The sequence below is a fragment of the Citrobacter sp. Cpo065 genome (assembly GCF_030332805.1).
GTDB lineage: Bacteria > Pseudomonadota > Gammaproteobacteria > Enterobacterales > Enterobacteriaceae > Citrobacter > Citrobacter portucalensis.
In genome coordinates, this window is record NZ_JAOWHC010000019.1 from 60268 (window position 1) to 79551 (window position 19284).

The following is a 19284-nucleotide window of genomic DNA, read 5'->3' on the forward strand; positions in this document are numbered from 1 at the left end:
CTATGGTGATGCCTCAATCTCTCCCTCAATCCAATCCGTCTAAACGGCGGTTCCGTTGGCCAAAGGGGATGCCACAGCTGGTGGCGTTACTGCTGGTGCTGCTGGTGGATAGCCTGGTCGCCCCGCATTTCTACCAGGTGATTTTGCAGGATGGTCGGCTGTTCGGTAGCCCGATTGATATTCTCAACCGTGCCGCGCCCGTGGCGCTGTTGGCGATTGGTATGACGCTGGTGATTGCTACCGGCGGCATCGACCTTTCCGTGGGGGCAGTCATGGCTATTGCTGGCGCTACTACTGCGGCGATGACGGTGGCCGGGCACAGTCTGCCGGTAGTGCTGCTTGCCGCCTTAGGCTCCGGCATTCTGGCTGGGCTGTGGAACGGGATTCTGGTGGCCATCCTCAAGATCCAACCGTTTGTCGCCACGCTAATCCTGATGGTGGCCGGGCGCGGGGTGGCGCAGCTTATCACCTCCGGGCAGATCGTCACCTTTAACTCGCCCGAACTGTCATGGTTTGGCAGCGGCTCGCTCTTACTGTTCCCTACGCCGGTAATTATTGCACTGCTCACGCTGGTGGTGTTCTGGCTGCTGATGCGGAAAACGGCGCTGGGTATGTTTATCGAAGCGGTGGGTATCAACATTCGTGCGGCAAAAAACGCCGGGGTGAACACCCGCATTATCGTGATGCTCACCTATGTGCTGAGCGGCCTGTGCGCGGCTATCGCTGGCATTATCGTCACGGCAGACATTCGCGGGGCGGATGCCAATAACGCCGGATTATGGCTGGAGCTGGATGCCATCCTGGCGGTGGTTATCGGCGGCGGTTCGCTGATGGGCGGGCGCTTTAACCTGCTGCTGTCGGTGGTAGGCGCATTGATTATTCAGGGCATGAACACCGGGATTTTGCTGTCGGGCTTCCAGCCGGAACTGAATCAGGTGGTCAAAGCCGTGGTGGTGTTGTGTGTGCTGGTCGTGCAGTCGCAACGCTTTATCAGCCTGATAAAAGGAGTGCGTGGTCATGATAAAACGTAATTTACCGCTGATGATCACCCTCGGCGTGTTTGTGCTGGGTTATCTCTACTGCCTGACGCAGTTTCCCGCTTTTGCTTCCACCCGGGTCATTTGCAATATCCTGACCGATAACGCCTTTCTGGCCATTATTGCCGTGGGCATGACCTTCGTGATCCTCTCTGGCGGGATCGACCTTTCCGTTGGCTCGGTGATCGCCTTTACCGGCGTATTTCTGGCAAAGGCCATTGGCTATTGGGGCATTTCTCCGCTGCTGGCGTTCCCTTTGGTTTTGCTGATGGGCTGCGCGTTTGGTGCGTTTATGGGGTTACTGATTGATGCGCTGAAGATCCCGGCATTTATTATCACTCTGGCGGGAATGTTCTTCCTGCGCGGCGTCAGCTATCTGGTCTCAGAAGAATCCATCCCAATTAACCATCCGGTTTATGACATGCTCTCAAGCCTGGCATGGAAAATTCCCGGCGGTGGTCGCCTGAGCGCGATGGGATTGCTGATGCTGGCGGTTGTCGTCATCGGCATATTCCTGGTGCACCGTACGCGCTTTGGTAATCAGGTTTACGCGATTGGCGGCAACGCCACTTCTGCCAACCTGATGGGCATCTCAACCCGCAGCACCACCATCCGCATTTATATGCTGTCTACCGGGCTTGCGACGCTTGCCGGCATTGTCTTTTCCATTTACACCCAGGCGGGCTATGCGCTGGCGGGCGTTGGCGTCGAACTGGATGCGATAGCCTCAGTTGTGATTGGCGGAACGCTGCTCAGCGGTGGGGTCGGTACAGTGTTGGGGACGTTGTTTGGCGTCGCTATTCAGGGGCTGATCCAGACCTACATTAATTTTGACGGCACATTAAGTTCCTGGTGGACGAAGATCGCGATTGGCATTTTATTGTTTATTTTTATAGCGTTACAACGCGGTCTGACGGTGCTTTGGGAAAATCGTCAAAGCTCGCCGGTTACCCGAGTGGGTACGGCGGCAACACCAAAGTAACATACTGATTTTGCACAAAACATTTAAATACCTAAACTTTTTCCGGTTGTAGTCGATAGGTTCTGTACAGGTCTGTTTTAACCCTACAACCGGAAATATAACGATGCCAAAATCCCTTTCAATTCGATCAACTTTGTTGGTGTTATTGTCTCTGCTGACGTTCCTTCTGCTACTGACCGGTGGCATGGGACTATATGCTTCTACCCGTGTCATTACATCGTTGATTTATCACGGTATTATGAGCGCTGCGATGTTGGCTGCTATCGCATTGCTGGCGGTCATTTGGTTTATGCTGCGAAATAAGTTTCTCAAACCGTTGGATAACATGGTTGAGCAACTGGAACGTCTGGCAACGGGGGATTTGTCGCCGGTTAACGCGTTGTCGGCCAGCGCCGAATTCAACCGCCTGAATGCGGCAATGGATGACATGCGCCATGCGCTGGGCGACTCGGTACAGCGCGTACGCGATGCCAGCTCGCAAATTGATATTGGCAGTCGTGAACTGACGGCCGGTAACCAGCATCTGGCGCAACGCACTGAATCGACAGCCACTTCGCTGGAGCAGACCGCCGCCAGCATGGAAGAACTCACGGCGACGGTGAAACAGAATGCGCAGAACGCGGAACAGGCGCACCAACTGGCAAAATCGGTGTCGGATACCGCCGATCGCGGTAGCGAAATGGTATGCTATGTGATCGAGAAAATGCGCGATATTTCAGGCAGTTCCAGCCGAATCGCCGATATCCTCAGCGTGATTGATGGCATTGCTTTCCAGACCAATATTCTGGCGCTCAATGCTTCCGTTGAAGCGGCGCGAGCTGGTGAGCAGGGGCGGGGCTTTGCGGTTGTGGCAGGTGAAGTGCGTAATCTGGCCAGCCGCAGCGCCGAGGCGGCCAAAGAGATCCGTACGCTAATCAGCGATTCGCACACCCATGTGGGGGAAGGCAGTGAACTGGCGCAGCAGGCGGGCGAAACCATGGATGAAATCGCGACCGAGGTTATGCGTATGACCAAACTGATGCGTGAAATTGCCAGTGCGTCCCAGGAACAGAGTCGCGGCATAGAGCAGGTGAATATCGCGGTAATTCAGATGGATGAAACGGCGCAGCAAAACGCGGCGCTGGTGCAGCAGTCTTCAGCGGCTACCCGCTCGCTGGAAGAGCAGTCTTCAGCGCTAATCGAAGCAATGGCCGTATTTAAGCTACAGAAAGCGTAACCGGACGATGGATTTTGTAGGCCGGATGGCAACGCTACGCGTTTTATCCGGCCTACGTCCGTGCGATGAATGATACTTACGCGTCCGGGAACTCGCAGATAAAGCGTTCTACATCTTCAACCATATGGTCGTTACCCACGAAGAAGGAGCGGCGCTGGTGCAGGCTTTCTGGGGTGATATCCAGAATGCGTTCTTTACCATCGCTGGCTTTGCCGCCCGCCTGCTCGGCCAGGAAGGCCATCGGGTTGCATTCATACAGCAGACGCAGTTTCCCTTGCGGGTGGCTGGCGGTGCTTGGGTACAGGTAGATCCCGCCTTTCAGCAGATTGCGATGGAAATCCGCAACCAGAGAGCCAATGTAGCGCGAGGTATACGGGCGCTGGGTTGGCTTATCTTCTTCCTGGCAGAATTTAATGTACTTCTTCACGCCGTTCGGGAATTTGATGTAGTTACCTTCGTTAATGGAGTACGTGCTGCCTTTCGCCGGGAAGCGCATACGTTCCTGGCTGAGGCAGAATACGCCCAGAGAAGGATCGTAGGTGAAGGCATGTACGCCACAGCCGGTGGTATACACCAGCATGGTGGAAGAACCATAAACAACGTAACCTGCAGCAACCTGCTTGTTGCCCGGTTGCAGGAAATCCTCTTCCGTGACCGGTGTGCCGACTGGGGTTACGCGGCGGTAAATAGAGAAAATCGTACCGACAGAGACGTTAACATCGATGTTGGATGAGCCATCCAGCGGATCCATTAGCACAACGTATTTAGCGTGTTCACAGCCTTCAAAGACGACGATTTCATCTTCTTCTTCTGAGGCAATGCCCGCCACAATGTCGCGCGCCTTCAGTGCAGCTTTCAGTTTTTCGTTCGCGAACAGATCGAGTTTTTGCTGAACCTCTCCCTGCACGTTCTCAGCACCGCTGGCACCCAGGATATCGACCAGACCGGCCTTATTGATATCGCGGTGGATGATCTTGGCGCCCAGCTTTATTGCCGACAACAAAGCAGTGAGCTCACCGGTAGCATGAGAAAACTCGTGCTGCTTTTCGACAATAAATTCACCTAACGTTTTCATAACACTTTCCCTGCAATTTATGTGGAGTAAAGCGACCGCAACAATATTAACAAATATTTCCTTTGTTGCGCTTAGGTGAATCGCGCCAGCAAACTGCGGAATATCCTGAAATGCGTTTCTCACTTGCCGGACATGTGCGTAAAATGGCCCCCAGATTAAAAAAGGATAGTGACGTATGCGCATTCATATTTTGGGAATTTGTGGCACTTTCATGGGCGGTCTGGCGATGCTGGCGCGCTCGCTCGGTCATGAAGTAACCGGTTCGGACGCCAATGTGTATCCGCCGATGAGTACCTTACTTGAGAAGCAAGGCATTGATCTGATTCAGGGTTACGATGCCAGCCAGCTCGACCCACAGCCGGACCTGGTGATCATTGGCAATGCCATGACCCGTGGTAATCCGTGCGTGGAAGCGGTGCTGGAAAAGAACATTCCGTACATGTCAGGCCCGCAGTGGCTGCATGACTTTGTCTTGCGCGATCGCTGGGTACTGGCGGTTGCGGGTACGCACGGCAAAACCACTACCGCCGGAATGGCGACCTGGATCCTCGAAGCCTGCGGCTATAAACCTGGCTTTGTGATCGGCGGCGTTCCGGGCAACTTTGAGGTTTCCGCGCGCCTCGGCGAGAGCGACTTCTTCGTGATTGAAGCGGATGAGTACGACTGCGCGTTCTTCGACAAGCGTTCTAAATTCGTGCATTACTGCCCGCGCACGCTGATCCTCAATAACCTTGAGTTCGATCACGCGGACATCTTTGACGATCTGAAAGCTATTCAGAAACAGTTCCACCACCTGGTGCGTATCGTGCCGGGCCAGGGACGCATCATCTACCCGGAAAACGACATCAATCTGAAACAGACGATGGCGATGGGCTGCTGGAGCGAACAAGAGCTGGTGGGCGAACAAGGTCACTGGCAGGCGAAAAAGCTGACCACCGATGCCTCCGAGTGGGAAGTGTGGCTGGACGGTGAAAAAGTCGGCGAAGTGAAGTGGGGCCTGGTGGGCGAGCACAACATGCACAATGGCCTGATGGCGATTGCAGCCGCGCGTCATGTTGGCGTCGTGCCTGCGGATGCGGCCAATGCATTGGGCTCGTTCATCAACGCCCGTCGCCGTCTTGAGCTGCGCGGTGAAGCCAATGGCGTGACGGTGTATGACGATTTTGCCCATCACCCGACGGCCATTCTGGCAACGCTTGCGGCACTGCGCGGTAAAGTGGGCGGCACGGCGCGCATCATCGCGGTGCTGGAACCTCGCTCGAACACCATGAAAATGGGTTTGTGCAAAGATGACCTGGCGCCGTCGTTAGGGCGTGCAGACGAAGTGTTCCTGCTGCAACCCCCGCACATTCCGTGGCAGGTAGCAGAAGTCGCTGAAGCCTGCGTTCAGCCGGCACACTGGAGCGGCGATGTGGATGCACTGGCAGATATGGTGGTGAAAACCGCACAGCCTGGCGATCACATTCTGGTGATGAGCAACGGCGGGTTTGGCGGTATTCATCAAAAACTGCTGGATGGTCTGGCGAAGAAAGCTCAGGCAGAAGAAGAGTAAAAAAATGCCCGGTGGCGCTACGCTTACCGGGCCTACAACGGATCGTAGGCCGGATAAGGTATTTGCACCGCCATCCGGCACTTTCGGCGGACGAAGAGGTTAGGCCTCGTTTTCCGCCAGTTCACGCAGATACTGGAAGATCTGGCGGGAAGATTTTGGCGGTTTGTTGCCCGCTTTTTCTTTCCTGGCGTTACGCACCAGCGAACGCAGTTGCTGACGGTCGGCGTCAGGCCACAGGTTCATCACTTCTTCGATAGCTTCATCGCTACCGTCAACCATACGGTCACGCAGTTGCTCCAGCTTATGGAAGACAACGACCTGTTGGTTGTGACGGTTTTTCAGCTTGTCCAACGCCTGACGGATAGGATCAACATCGCGCTGGCGCAACATTTTGCCAATCAGCTGCAGCTGACGACGGCGACCTTCCATCTTAATACGCTGGGCCAGCTCAATCGCGGCACGTAAATCCGCATCGAGCGGGATTTTATCCAGCGCGTTTTTCCCCAGTTTTACCAGTTCCACACCCAGGTGTTTTAACTCCTCGGCGTCACGTTTTATTTCACTTTTACTGACCCAGATAATTTCATCGTCTTCGTCTTCGATGTCATCACCGGGAACGTCGTCGAGCCAGTCTTCGGGCTGCTTAGTCATGTCAGGCTCCTTAAAAAAAGAGGCTAATGTTACCAGTTAAGATGCGCACTGAAAAACGGTTCTCTGTTAGACTTCAGAGAAACTCTCTCTACATTATGGCATTTGCGATGAAAGTAATCTCACAAGTTGAAGCGCAGCGTAAGATTCTGGAAGAAGCAGTCTCGACGGCACTGGAATTAGCGTCAGGTAAGTCGGATGGCGCGGAAGTCGCTGTAAGCAAGACCACGGGTATTAGCGTCAGCACCCGTTATGGTGAAGTGGAGAACGTCGAATTCAATAGCGATGGTGCACTGGGGATTACGGTTTACCACCAGAACCGTAAAGGCAGCGCATCGTCCACCGATTTAAGCCCGCAGGCGATTGCACGCACCGTGCAGGCCGCGCTGGACATTGCACGTTACACTTCGCCGGACCCGTGCGCGGGCGTGGCAGATAAAGAACTGCTGGCCTTTGATGCGCCCGATCTGGACCTGTTCCACCCGGCGGAAGTTTCCCCTGACGAAGCTATCGAACTGGCTGCCCGCGCTGAACAGGCGGCACTACAGGCCGACAAACGCATCACCAATACCGAAGGCGGCAGCTTTAACAGCCACTATGGCATCAAAGTGTTTGGCAACAGCCACGGTATGCTGCAGGGCTACTGCTCCACGCGCCATTCTCTTTCCAGCTGCGTAATCGCAGAAGAAAATGGTGATATGGAGCGTGATTACGCCTACACCATTGGCCGGGCGATGGGCGATCTGCAAACGCCGGAATGGGTGGGGGCAGATTGTGCTCGCCGTACCTTATCTCGCCTGTCTCCGCGTAAGCTTTCCACCATGAAAGCGCCGGTGATTTTCGCCAATGAAGTGGCGACCGGACTGTTCGGACACCTGGTTGGCGCCATTGCAGGCGGCTCGGTGTACCGCAAATCCACCTTCCTGCTCGACTCGCTGGGCAAGCAAATTCTGCCGGAATGGCTGACCATTGAAGAACATCCGCACCTGCTGAAAGGGCTGGCGTCTTCACCGTTCGACAGCGAAGGCGTACGGACTGAACGCCGCGACATTATTAAAGACGGTGTGCTGACTCAGTGGCTGCTGACCAATTATTCTGCACGTAAGCTGGGGCTTAAGAGCACCGGTCATGCAGGCGGGATCCACAACTGGCGAATTCCGGGACAGGGTCTAAGCTTCGAGCAGTTGCTCAAAGAGATGGGCACAGGTCTTGTGGTTACCGAGCTGATGGGACAGGGCGTAAGCGGCATTACCGGCGATTACTCGCGCGGCGCGGCGGGCTTCTGGGTCGAAAACGGTGAAATTCAGTACCCGGTGAGTGAAATTACCATCGCCGGTAACTTAAAAGAGATGTGGCGTAATATCGTCACCGTCGGCAACGATATTGAAACGCGCAGTAATATTCAGTGTGGTTCGGTCCTGTTGCCGGAGATGAAGATCGCCGGGCAATAATATCCGTCATACTTCAAGCTGTGGCGTGAATTATTGAGGGTATCTGGCGTTTGTTTATTTTTGAATAATAAAAAAGGAAGTGAGCAATGCGTAAACACCTGTTAGCGATCGTCGCAGCTTCAACGCTGGTTCTTGGTTCTTCTGCGTTTGCAGCCGATCTTGAAGACGATATGGGGATCCTCAACGACAACCTGAAAATCGTCGAAAAAACGGATAATGCGACCGAACTGAAAGATGCGTTAACCAAAATGCGTGCAGCTGCGCTGGACGCACAAAAGGGAACGCCGCCGAAGCTGGAAAACAAATCCCCGGATAGCCCGGAGATGAAGGATTTCCGTCACGGTTTTGACACGCTGATCGGCCAGATTGACGGCGCGCTGAAGCTGGCGAACGAAGGTAAAGTTAAAGAGGCGAAAGCCGTTGCGGAAGAGCTGAAAACCACGCGCAACGAAAACCACAAGAAGTTCCGCTAATCTGCGCTATCCGGCCTGCATACCCGTAGGTCGGATACAACACCCCGCTACTGCACGTCCCATAAGTAAACGCTATCCCCATCACATTTTTTCATTTTTATCGCCCATTCATTGTTCGCACTTCCTTCCATTTTTCTGCTCGCTCTTGCGATCTCAATCACATTCTTCCAGTGATAAATCGTGGTTCCAGCTCTTTTTGCGGCACAGATCACTATCGCTGCACACCTTTCCACTTCGAAGTGGAAAACAACTCGCTACAAACTCATAACCTCCGTCGCTAATTTATCCTCAGAGACATTAACGGGGTAAGACGAGTGAATAACGGAGCTGTAATGAATGACATGGGGGAATCGGTGGAACTGGCCGACCGCATGCTGGCGCAGGTGTATGCCTTGCTGCGTGAACGCAACATTATTCCCAACGCCGTACAGGAACAGATGCTGACGTCGCATGTTCGCGCCATGGCGCACCGCTCGGTAACGGGTGAACCCTTACCAGAGGTCGATGCCAGCTTGTTTGATGAAATATCTGCCGAATCAATGGCGCTTGCCCGCGACGTGGTCGCCGAGTTTGGCAATCTTCCTGAGGAAGAGGCCTGGCTGCTGTCGGTGCACTTCGAAGTCGCGAAAGACAACCTTTAAGGAGCAAAAGATGGAACAGATTACCGTAGTGATTGGCGATCGTCTGGGTAAAGGCCAGAAAGTGGCGGCAGGCGTAGAGAAAGCGGGTGGCCGTGCCGTTGTGGTGCCGGGTGTTGCAGCAGATATGAAGCTGGGTGACGTGATGAAAGCGGAAAACGCCACCTTTGGTATCTCGTTTTGCGGCAGCGGTGGTGCGGGTGCGATTACCGCGCAGACCAAATACGGCTACAAGGCGAAATACGGCATGCGCTCGGTCGATGAAGGGGTAACCGCCATCAACGAAGGGTGCAACGTACTGGGATTCGGCTTTATGGACAAAGAAGAGCTCGGCGAGCGCCTGGTGCAGGCGTGGCAAAAGAAACACGGCGCTTAAGCATGAAAGAGCAATTCACCACCACGGTGAGAGTCACGGGTAAGGGCGAGACCAAAGCTCGCGCCTTTGCCGATGCCCTGAACCACGTTCAGGCTGCGGTGATGAAAGCGTCGCCGCATATATTACTGCGTATTGAGCCACAGGATGTGCAGGTTGTTCAAGCGCGTGAATCGGTGCGTAAAGAGGCGTTTTTATTCCTCTTTTTGCGCCGGGAAAGACGCACTTTCAGCGTGGAGCTGGACGTGACCGTCAACGTGACTGCCATCAATCTCGACAAGGTGGATTTCGTTACGCAACGCTGATTTTTCTATTAAAAGGCATAATTATGTTCCTGATAATATTAATAAAATCGCTCATCATCGGCGCGTTGGTTGGCGTTGGTGTCGGCGCTGGGGCTGCACGCATGTTTCATGCGCCTACCACTCAAGGGATGGGCGCGTTTCGTACTCTGGGAGAACTGAATTCCTGCGAAGGGGATCCGGCTTCTCACTTCTCGTTCGGCCTGGGCTTCTTCTTTAATGCCTGGGCTTCCTCTGTTGCGGCGGGGGCGTTCACGCAGGACGTCGACCATCGCATCATCCCCAACTGGGGCGCCGCCGCGCTGATGATTAAAAATCGCAACGTCGGTGAAACGCTGCACGACCCCAAACGCATGGCAATTGCCTGCGGCGTTATCGGGATGATCGTGGTGACCTTCCTGAACCTCACCGCATCATCCGTACCGGAAGCGTTGCAGGTTACCGCCGTCAAGGTGCTGGTGCCCGCGGCTAACCTGCTGGTTAACACCGTGATGCCAGTAATCTTCTGGCTGGCGGCGATCGATGCCGGTAAGAAATCTGGCTTCTGGGCCACCGTTTTTGGCGGCGCGGCGCAGCTGATCATGGGTAACGCCGTTCCGGGTCTGGTTCTCGGCATTCTGATCGGCAAAGGTGTTGAAGAGAGCGGCTGGAACCACGTCACTAAAGTGATGATGGTGGCTATCGTCGCGCTGTTTGTCCTGAGCGGCTTCTTCCGTGGCTTCGACATGAAGATGATCGAATCCTTCCATCTGACCGTGCCTAACTGGCTCGAACTTATCCACAACTCGCTCAGCGGCAAATAACGGAGGTCATCATGGAACAGAATAAAGGTTTTTGGTTCGCTGACTGGTCATTCCCGATCTTTGTGGGCCTGCTCTCCTCTGGCGTGTTTGCCGGAACACACATGTACTACCTGTACGGTATTGGCGCATTTAACGAAGTGGCTTTTGTGGCGATGCTGAAGGCGGGAATGGATACCGGCTCCTACGGAGCGGTGGCGGCATTTGGCGCAAGCTTCCTGTTTGCCCGCATCATTGAAGGTTCGCTGGTGGGGATTTTGGATATCGGTGGGGCGATTCAAACCGGTGTTGGGTTAGGTGTTCCGGCGCTGCTGCTGGGTGCGGGCATTATCTTCCCGGTCGCCAACTTCGCCGCCTCGCTGGTCACCGGTCTGGTGATTGGTCTGGCGATTGGCTACATCATCATTCTGGCGCGTAAGTTCACCATCAACCAAAGCGACTCGACCTACGGTGCGGACGTCATGATGGGGGCCGGTAACGCCTCCGGACGCTTCCTCGGACCGTTGATTATCCTCAGCGCGATGACGGCTTCTATTCCGATCGGAATCGGTTCTCTGGCTGGCGCGCTGCTGTTTTACCTGTGGCAAAAACCGATTACCGGCGGGGCGATCCTCGGCGCAATGATCCTCGGGTCCATCTTCCCGATTGCCATTAGTTGATGGTGTGTCGTTGTAGGCCGGATAAGGCGCAGCCGCCATCCGGCAATGACGCCTGATGGCGGCTGCGCCTTATCAGGCCTACACGACCGCCCCCATTTCAACAGGAGAGAGACATGTTTGATTTACTCCTGCGCCGTGCGCGCCTCGTTGACGATACGGTGAGCGATATTGCGCTCAAAGACGGCAAGATAGCGGCGTTGGGTGACGTTGATGGTCCGGCGCTGAAAACCATCGAGCTGGGCGGTGAGTGCTACGTCAGCGCAGGCTGGATTGACTCCCACGTTCATTGCTACCCGAAATCCCCGATTTACCACGACCAGCCGGATAGCGTTGGTATTGCGACCGGTGTCACTACCGTAGTGGATGCGGGCAGCACCGGGGCGGATGACATCGACGATTTTTACACCCTGACCCGGGAAGCTGCCACCGAAGTGTACGCGTTGCTGAATATCTCCCGCGTTGGGCTTATTGCCCAGAACGAGCTGGCCAACATGGTCAATATTGACGCTGATGCGGTGCGAGAGGCGGTGAAACGCCACCCTGATTTTATCGTCGGTCTGAAGGCACGTATGAGCAGCAGCGTAGTCGGTGAAAATGGCATCACGCCGCTGGATCGCGCCAAAGCGATGCAAGCGCAGAACGGTGATCTGCCGCTGATGGTGCACATCGGCAACAACCCGCCGGATCTGGATGAGATCGCCGAACGCCTGAGCGCGGGTGACATCATTACCCACTGTTACAACGGTAAGCCGAATCGCATTCTGACGCCGCAAGGCGAGCTGCGGGCGTCAGTGATGCGGGCAATTTCACGCGGCGTGCGTCTGGACGTTGGGCATGGCACCGCCAGCCTGAGCTTTGCGGTGGCAAAACGCGCTATCGAACTGGGTATTTTGCCGCACACCATCAGCTCCGATATTTACTGTCGTAACCGTATCAGCGGCCCGGTGCATTCCCTGGCGAATGTGATGTCGAAATTCCTCGCCATTGGGATGTCGCTTCCGCAGGTCATTGAATGCGTTACCGCCAATGCCGCCGATGGTCTGCGCCTGAAACAGAAGGGGCGGCTGCAGATCGGTCTGGATGCCGATTTAACCCTCTTTACGCTTAAGCGCCAGCCAACCGTGCTGGTAGATGCAGAAAACGACAGCCTGCAGGCTGAACAACTGCTGGTGCCGCTTGCCGCAATACGTGCGGGCAAGGGCTATATGACCGAACAAGGGAGCGCGGAACATGCCTTCGATTTTTGAGAAATACGATTTAAAACAGGTGATTAATACCTCCGGCCGCATGACGGCGCTCGGCGTTTCCACGCCGCGACCAGAAGTGGTTGAAGCCGCGATGGCGGGGATGAACCAATATTTCGAGATGAAAGACCTGGTCAATAAAACCGGCGACTACATCGCGAAATTACTGGAAGTGGAGGGGGCAACGGTTGTCTCTTGCGCATCGGCCGGGATCGCCCTGTCGGTGGCTGGCGTATTGGTTAAAGACAGCGACTGGCTGCTGGAGAACCTGCACGTCACGCCCATCGAGAACAACGAAATCGTGCTGCCCAGAGGTCACAACGTCAACTTTGGCGCACCGGTGGGCACCATGGTAGCGCTTGGCGGCGGCAAGTTAGTGGAAGCCGGTTATGCCAACGAATGTTCCGCGGCACAGCTGACGGCGGCCATTACACCGCGTACGGCGGCCATTCTGTATATCAAATCTCACCACTGCGTCCAGAAAAGTATGCTCAGCGTGGAGCAGGCTGCGGTGGTGGCGCGTACGCATAATCTGCCGCTGATAGTGGACGCGGCGGCGGAAGAGGATTTGCAGTGCTACTACCGGGTTGGTGCAGATCTGGTGATTTATAGCGGCGCCAAGGCGATAGAAGGACCAACCAGCGGTCTGGTGATTGGTAAAACCCAATATGTTGAGTGGGTGAAGCGCCAGACGGCGGGGATTGGCCGGGCGATGAAGGTGGGCAAAGAGGGAATTCTTGGACTGACCTGTGCCATCGAACTGTATCTGAACGCGCAGAAAGAGAGCGGCGCGGAGATGGTCGAGAAAATGACGCCGTTCATTAATGCGTTGAACCAGCTTAACGGCGTGAGCGCCCGCGTGGTGTGGGATAGTGCAGGGCGCGACATCGCACGCACGGAAATTAAGTTTGATGAAGCGGTAACCGGGATCGCCACGGGGGAACTGGTCGACGCGCTGAAACAGGGGGAGTACGCGATTTACTTCCGTGGTTACAAAGCCAATGAAGGCATTATCGAAGCCGATGTGCGCAGCGTCGATCGCGCGCAACTGGAGATTGTGGCCCGTCGAATTGGTGAAGTGATTTCGCAGGAGAAAAACGCATGAAACTGACCCCTAACTTTTATCGCGACCGCGTCTGCCTGAACGTGCTGGCAGGCTCCAAAGAAAATGCCCGGGATATTTATGCGGCGGCGGAAGGACACGTGCTGGTTGGCGTGTTGTCAAAAAATTACCCGGATGTCGCAAGCGCGGTAGCGGATATGCGTGAATACGCGGCCCTTATCGACAATGCGCTCTCCGTGGGGCTGGGGGCGGGCGATCCTAACCAGTCGGCGATGGTCAGTGAAATCTCCCGTCAGGTGCAGCCACAGCATGTCAATCAGGTCTTTACCGGCGTGGCTACCAGTCGCGCACTGCTGGGCCAGCAGGAGACAGTGGTCAACGGTCTGGTCTCGCCAACCGGCACGCCGGGCAGGGTGAAAATCTCCACTGGTCCGCTAAGCAGCCAGTCGCCGGACGGTATTGTGTCGGTAGAAACCGCGATTGCGCTGCTCAAAGACATGGGCGGTAGCTCAATTAAATACTTCCCGATGGGCGGCCTGAAATGCCGTGACGAGTACATTGCGGTCGCGCAGGCCTGCGCCCGTCATGACTTCTGGCTTGAGCCAACCGGCGGTATCGATCTGGATAATTTCACTGAAATCCTGCAAATTGCCCTCGATGCCGGAGTGAGTAAAATCATTCCTCACATCTATAGTTCGATTATTGATAAGGTGAGTGGTAACACTCGTCCGGACGACGTACGCCAACTGATGGCGATGACCCGGGCCTGCGTAGGCTAACTGACTGATGAGGAAACTGACGTGCGATTCCCCAACCAACGTTTAGCACAGCTGTTTGCCATGTTGCAAAACGAAGCGCTTCCACAGGACGAGCTGGCGCAGCGGTTGTCGGTTTCCACACGCACCGTACGGGCGGATATCACCGCGCTAAACGCGCTGCTCACCCAGTATGGCGCACAGTTTGTCCTCAGCCGGGGTAATGGATATCAGCTCAAAATTGACGACCCGGCAAGCTTTCACACCCTGCAAACGCTGCAGCCCAATACGTTGCTGAGCATCCCACGCACCAGCCAGGAACGGATACACTGGCTGGTGGTACGTTTTCTGACATCGGCTTTCTCACTGAAGCTGGAAGATTTAGCTGATGAATGGTTTATCAGCCGAGCGACGCTGCAAAACGATATGGCTGAGGTGCGCGAGCATCTGCAACGTTATCATCTGACGCTGGAAACGCGTCCCCGTCACGGCATGAAGCTGTTCGGCAGCGAAATGGCGATCCGCGCCTGTTTGACCGATCTGCTGTGGACGCTGGCGCAGCAGGATCCGCAGCACCCGTTAGTGATGCAAGAAGCGCTGAATGCGGGGCTCCCTGAACAGTTGCAACCTGTTTTGCAGGACATTTTTGCCCGTTTCCATATTCGTCTGACCGATGAGGGCGAGCTGTTTTTACGCTTGTACTGCGCGGTGGCGGTACGGCGGATTAGCGAAGGATATCCACTCCCGGATTTTGCCGCAGAAGAGGCCGATCAATCGGTGTGCCTGGCCACGCGGGAAATCGCGGCGGTACTGCACCGCCTGGCAGACAAACCGCTTTCCGTTTCCGAAGAAAACTGGCTACAGGTGCATATTGCTGCCCGCCAGGTTCAGGAGATCGCGCCCAGTGCTATCAATGCGGATGATGACGAAGCGTTGGTCAATTACATCCTGCGTTTTATCAACACCCAGTACAACTACAACCTGTTGAATGATAAACAGTTGCATGCTGACCTGCTGACGCATATTAAGACGATGATCACCCGGGTGCGTTACCAGATAATGATCCCCAATCCGTTGTTGGAAAATATTAAACAGCACTACCCCATGGCGTGGGACATGACGCTGGCCGCCGTCTCGGGATGGGGAAAATATACGCCGTACACCATCAGTGAAAATGAGATTGGCTTCCTCGTGCTGCATATTGGCGTCGGGCTGGAGCGTAGTTACAACATCGGTTACCAGAGGCAGCCGAAGGTTCTGCTGGTATGCGATGCCGGAAATGCGATGGCGCGGATGATTGAAGCGGTACTGGCGCGTAAGTATCCGCAGATAGAGATCGTCGATACCGTAACGCTTCGCGACTACGAACAGCGGGAAAGCATCAGCGAAGATTTTGTCATCTCAACCGCGCGGATTGGTGAAAAAGATAAGCCGGTGGTGATGATTGCGCCATTCCCTACCGATTATCAGCTGGAGCAGATTGGCAAACTGGTGCTGGTCGACAGAACCCGTCCGTGGATGTTGAACAAATTCTTCGATGCCGCCCATTTTCGTGTGATTGACGAGTCAATGGATCAACAAACGTTGTTCAAAACCTTATGCCGTCAGTTGCAGGATGAAGGTTTTGTCGATGCGGAGTTTCTTGATTCGGTGGTTGAGCGTGAGGCCATCGTCAGCACCATGCTGGGTGACAGCATTGCCTTGCCGCACGCCCTTGGTCTGCTGGCAAAGAAAACGGTGGTCTACACCATCCTCGCCCCACAGGGTATCGCCTGGGGCGATGAAACGGCCCACGTGATCTTCTTGCTCGCCATCAGCAAGAGTGAATACGAAGAGGCGATGGCTATCTACGATATCTTCGTCACCTTCCTTCGCGAACGCGCGATGACGCGACTCTGCGCGTGTCGCAATTTCACCGAGTTCAAAGCGGTTGCGATGGAGTGTGTGAGCCGTTTTTGAGAGGCGGATAACAGAATGTTTACCGCCTGAAAGTTAACGCAAATGATGTACAACCTGGTTGCTGCTACCGCGCCAGATCAGCGACGGGTCTTTAAGATCCTGCACAAATTTACCATCGACCAGCACGTTGATGAGATCCACCACCTGCATTTGTGCGGCGTTGAGTTCATCAAGCTTGTAGCCGGTCCACACCCAGATATCTTTCCCCGGACACTCAGCGTGAATACGCTGTACCAGTTGCAGGATATCCGGCACGTTTTGCGGATGCAGCGGATCGCCGCCGGACAGCGAAATACCCTGGCGAGGGATTCGCGTGTCGTTCAGATCGGCAATGATCTTGTCTTCCATCTCTTTGGTAAACGGCTGGCCGGAATTGAGTCGCCAGGTGCTTTTGTTATAGCAGCCAGGGCATTCATGCACGCATCCCGACACAAACAGGGTGCAGCGAGTGCCGGGGCCGTTAACGATATCGACGGGATAGTATTGATGGTAGCGCATAGCGGGTGTCCAGAAAGCATGTAGGCCGGATAAGGTGCTTGCACCGCATCCGGCAACATTGTGATGCCTGATGACGACGCGACTGCGTCTTATCAGGCCTACGGCCTTTGCAAACGGAAATTAACCTATCTGCCCATTACCTAAATGCTTAACGCGGCGCTTCACTTCTTCCTGCTTACCGGCGTTAAACGGACGAGCGTCCGGGCTGCCTAAATAACCGCATACGCGGCGGGTGACCGACACGCGCGCGGCGTCGTGGTTACCACATTTCGGGCAGGTAAAGCCTTTGCTGGTGCACTCGAACTCACCGGTAAAGCCGCACTCGTAGCATTCATCGATTGGCGTGTTGGTCCCGTAATACGGCACGTGCTGATAGCTGTAATCCCAGACGTCTTCCAGTGCTTTCAGGTTGTGCTGAATGTTCGGGTACTCGCCGTAGCAAATGAAGCCTCCGTTCGCCAGCGGCGGGTACGGCGCTTCGAAATCGATCTTGTCGTACGGGTTAACCTTTTTCTCCACGTCGAGGTGGAAGCTATTGGTGTAGTAACCTTTGTCGGTAACACCCGGCACCACGCCAAACTCGGCGGTATCCAGACGGCAGAAACGATCGCACAGGTTTTCACTTGGTGTACTGTACAGGCTAAAGCCGTAGCCGGTTTCGTCTTTCCATTGATCGACCGCCTGACGCAGACGTTCCACAATGGCGATAGCTTTAGCGCGAAGCTGCTCGCTGTCGTACAAGTGTTTGTCGCCAAACAGCGCGTTGATGGTTTCGTGAATGCCGATGTAACCCAGAGAAATCGACGCGCGGCCGTTTTTAAAGATTTCAGACACGTCATCGTCTGCTTTCAGACGTACGCCGCAGGCCCCTTCCATATACAGGATTGGTGCAACGCGGGCCTTCACGCCTTCCAGACGCGCAATGCGGGTCATCAGCGCTTTACGTGCCAGGATCAGACGGTCGTCGAGCAGTTTCCAGAAGGTGGCTTCATCGCCATGAGCTTCCAGCGCGATACGCGGCAGGTTAAGGCTGATAACGCCGAGGTTGTTACGGCCATCGTGAACCTGTTCGCCGTTCTCGTTTTCCCATACGCCCAGGAAGCTACGGCAGCCCATTGGCGTTTTGAACGAGCCGGTCACTTTAACCACTTGATCGTAGTTCAGGATGTCCGGATACATACGCTTGCTCGCGCACTCCAGCGCCAGCTGCTTGATGTCATAGTTCGGATCGCCAAACTTGTGGTTCAGACCGTCACGAATCGCAAACACCAGTTTCGGGAACACGGCGGTTTTACGATTTTTACCCAGGCCAGCAATGCGGTTACGCAGAATGGACTGCTGGATCAAACGCGATTCCCAGCTGGTTCCCAGGCCGAAACCGAAGGTAACGAACGGCGTCTGACCGTTGGCGGTATGCAGGGTATTCACTTCATACTCAAGGGACTGGAATGCGTCGTAGCACTCTTTCTCGGTACGGGAATGCGCATAACCGTCGGCATCTGGGATCTGCCACTCTTCAGCGGTTTTGCGATGCTTATTAAAGCTCTCGGTCACGAACGGTGCGAGAACTTCGTCAATACGGTTAATGGTGGTACCGCCATAAATATGGCTGGCAACCTGCGCGATAATTTGCGCGGTGACGGCCGTCGCGGTGGAGATGGATTTTGGCGGCTCAATCTCCGCGTTACCCATCTTAAAGCCCTGCGTCAGCATACCTTTCAGGTCGATCAGCATGCAGTTAAACATTGGGAAGAACGGAGAGTAGTCGAGATCGTGATAGTGAATATCACCACGCTCGTGCGCCTGGACGACATCACGCGGCAGCAGGTGTTGACGCGCATAGTGTTTGGCGACGATACCGGCCAGCAGGTCGCGCTGGGTCGGGATCACTTTGCTGTCTTTGTTGGCGTTTTCGTTCAGCAGAGCAGAGTTGGTTTGCTCAACCAGACCACGAATTTCCTGGTTCAGACGGCCACGTTTTTCACGCTGTATATCACGGTCGTGGCGATATTCGATGTACGCACGGGCGAGTTGTTTGTACGGACCAGACATCAGCTGGTTTTCTACCGCTGTCTGGATCTCGTTGATATCGACCTGGCTGCGCTCATTCATCTGGCTACTAACGACTTCTGCGACGGTGGCACAGTAATCTGCGTCATCGACTCCCGCTGCTTTAGCTGCACGCAGAATGGCTTCTTTGATGCGCTCTGATTTAAACGGCACTTTACAGCCATCTCGTTTCATCACATGCGGTGTCATGATCACTCCATATTTATAAGAACAGGTTATCCACAGAGGTTGGAGAAGCGGCCATGGCTTTATTCATCTATCTGGCCAATGACTTCCCGCAATCCTGACCCACTTTATCCACAATTCCACCGTTAAACGGTGCACTGTAGTTGTAGCAATTGTAGTCGATTAATACAACATATTGGGTCGGCGTGCATTTTAAGTTCTATATGTAGTGATTTGCATCAAGGATGTTTACGATTTATTTGATGTAGCGCAAAGTAAAAATCGGAGCGTACAGATGACGGGCAGTACAGCGATTGTAAATTG

Annotated in this window: 19 protein-coding genes; 15 read left to right on the plus strand and 4 right to left on the minus strand. The window is 54.7% G+C overall.

Annotated features, from left to right (window positions below; all coding sequences use genetic code 11):
- Positions 1–8 precede the first annotated feature (8 nt).
- The 3 genes from ytfT (at position 9) to OGY68_RS00975 (ending at position 3235) form a co-directional block, all read left to right on the plus strand.
- Positions 9–1031, plus strand: coding sequence for a galactofuranose ABC transporter, ATP-binding protein YtfT (gene ytfT / locus OGY68_RS00965; RefSeq protein WP_286616744.1), 1023 nt, complete (start codon positions 9–11; stop codon positions 1029–1031).
- Positions 1018–2019, plus strand: a complete 1002-nt coding sequence (gene yjfF, locus OGY68_RS00970) for a galactofuranose ABC transporter, permease protein YjfF (protein ID WP_286616747.1) — start codon at positions 1018–1020, stop codon at positions 2017–2019. Before ytfT ends, yjfF begins: the two co-directional genes overlap by 14 nt.
- A 103-nt stretch (positions 2020–2122) precedes the next feature.
- Positions 2123–3235, plus strand: a complete 1113-nt coding sequence (locus OGY68_RS00975) for a methyl-accepting chemotaxis protein (RefSeq protein ID WP_074439548.1) — start codon at positions 2123–2125, stop codon at positions 3233–3235.
- Between the two features lie 76 nt (positions 3236–3311).
- Here the strand turns inward: OGY68_RS00975 and fbp are convergent, their stop codons facing one another.
- Positions 3312–4310, minus strand: a complete 999-nt coding sequence (fbp, locus tag OGY68_RS00980) for a class 1 fructose-bisphosphatase (RefSeq protein WP_057066559.1) — start codon at positions 4308–4310, stop codon at positions 3312–3314.
- 175 nt (positions 4311–4485) lie between these two features.
- Between fbp and mpl the strand changes: the two genes are divergently transcribed.
- Positions 4486–5862 (plus strand): UDP-N-acetylmuramate:L-alanyl-gamma-D-glutamyl-meso-diaminopimelate ligase, encoded by a 1377-nt coding sequence (gene mpl / locus OGY68_RS00985; protein WP_003830388.1) that lies wholly within the window; start codon positions 4486–4488, stop codon positions 5860–5862.
- Positions 5863–5961: 99 nt separating this feature from the next.
- Here the strand turns inward: mpl and yjgA are convergent, their stop codons facing one another.
- Positions 5962–6513: a ribosome biogenesis factor YjgA gene (gene yjgA, locus OGY68_RS00990; RefSeq protein ID WP_008786039.1), complete on the minus strand. Its 552-nt coding sequence runs from the start codon at positions 6511–6513 to the stop codon at positions 5962–5964.
- Positions 6514–6608: 95 nt separating this feature from the next.
- Between yjgA and pmbA the strand changes: the two genes are divergently transcribed.
- The 11 genes from pmbA to OGY68_RS01045 all read left to right on the plus strand — a co-directional run bounded on the left by pmbA (position 6609) and on the right by OGY68_RS01045 (position 16227).
- A complete protein-coding gene (gene pmbA, locus OGY68_RS00995) occupies positions 6609–7961 on the plus strand; it encodes a metalloprotease PmbA (protein ID WP_003830385.1) in 1353 nt (450 codons plus the stop codon).
- An 86-nt stretch (positions 7962–8047) separates the two neighbouring features.
- Positions 8048–8434, plus strand: coding sequence for a cytochrome b562 (gene cybC / locus OGY68_RS01000; protein ID WP_003025756.1), 387 nt, complete (start codon positions 8048–8050; stop codon positions 8432–8434).
- A 332-nt stretch (positions 8435–8766) separates the two neighbouring features.
- Positions 8767–9075 carry a glycine dehydrogenase gene (locus OGY68_RS01005; RefSeq protein WP_003025758.1) on the plus strand — a complete coding sequence of 103 codons (309 nt, stop codon included), beginning with the start codon at positions 8767–8769 and terminating at the stop codon, positions 9073–9075.
- Between the two features lie 10 nt (positions 9076–9085).
- Positions 9086–9448, plus strand: a complete 363-nt coding sequence (locus OGY68_RS01010) for an SFCGS family glycine-rich protein (protein ID WP_003830384.1) — start codon at positions 9086–9088, stop codon at positions 9446–9448.
- 2 nt (positions 9449–9450) lie between these two features.
- Entirely contained in the window at positions 9451–9750 is a 300-nt protein-coding gene (locus tag OGY68_RS01015; RefSeq protein ID WP_003025762.1) for a DUF4312 family protein, read from the plus strand.
- Positions 9751–9773: 23 nt separating this feature from the next.
- A complete protein-coding gene (locus OGY68_RS01020; RefSeq protein WP_003025764.1) occupies positions 9774–10550 on the plus strand; it encodes a DUF4311 domain-containing protein in 777 nt (258 codons plus the stop codon).
- 11 nt (positions 10551–10561) lie between these two features.
- Positions 10562–11206, plus strand: a complete 645-nt coding sequence (locus OGY68_RS01025; RefSeq protein ID WP_003830379.1) for a DUF4310 family protein — start codon at positions 10562–10564, stop codon at positions 11204–11206.
- 113 nt (positions 11207–11319) lie between these two features.
- Positions 11320–12453, plus strand: a complete 1134-nt coding sequence (locus OGY68_RS01030) for an amidohydrolase/deacetylase family metallohydrolase (RefSeq protein ID WP_057066557.1) — start codon at positions 11320–11322, stop codon at positions 12451–12453.
- The gene (locus OGY68_RS01035; protein ID WP_057066556.1) at positions 12437–13555 is read left to right on the plus strand and encodes a DgaE family pyridoxal phosphate-dependent ammonia lyase; all 1119 of its coding nucleotides are present in this window, start codon (positions 12437–12439) and stop codon (positions 13553–13555) included. The genes OGY68_RS01030 and OGY68_RS01035 overlap by 17 nt, the downstream gene beginning before the upstream one ends.
- Complete coding sequence (gene dagF / locus OGY68_RS01040) at positions 13552–14292, plus strand: 2-dehydro-3-deoxy-phosphogluconate aldolase (RefSeq protein ID WP_048215061.1); 741 nt, start codon at positions 13552–13554, stop codon at positions 14290–14292. The genes OGY68_RS01035 and dagF overlap by 4 nt, the downstream gene beginning before the upstream one ends.
- A 21-nt stretch (positions 14293–14313) precedes the next feature.
- Positions 14314–16227: a BglG family transcription antiterminator gene (locus OGY68_RS01045; RefSeq protein WP_286616750.1), complete on the plus strand. Its 1914-nt coding sequence runs from the start codon at positions 14314–14316 to the stop codon at positions 16225–16227.
- Between the two features lie 33 nt (positions 16228–16260).
- Here OGY68_RS01045 and nrdG read toward each other — a convergent pair whose 3' ends face one another.
- The gene (nrdG, locus tag OGY68_RS01050) at positions 16261–16725 is read right to left on the minus strand and encodes an anaerobic ribonucleoside-triphosphate reductase-activating protein (RefSeq protein WP_008786048.1); all 465 of its coding nucleotides are present in this window, start codon (positions 16723–16725) and stop codon (positions 16261–16263) included.
- A gap of 120 nt (positions 16726–16845) precedes the next feature.
- The gene (gene nrdD, locus OGY68_RS01055; protein ID WP_003830363.1) at positions 16846–18984 is read right to left on the minus strand and encodes an anaerobic ribonucleoside-triphosphate reductase; all 2139 of its coding nucleotides are present in this window, start codon (positions 18982–18984) and stop codon (positions 16846–16848) included.
- Between the last annotated feature and the right edge of the window lie 300 nt (positions 18985–19284).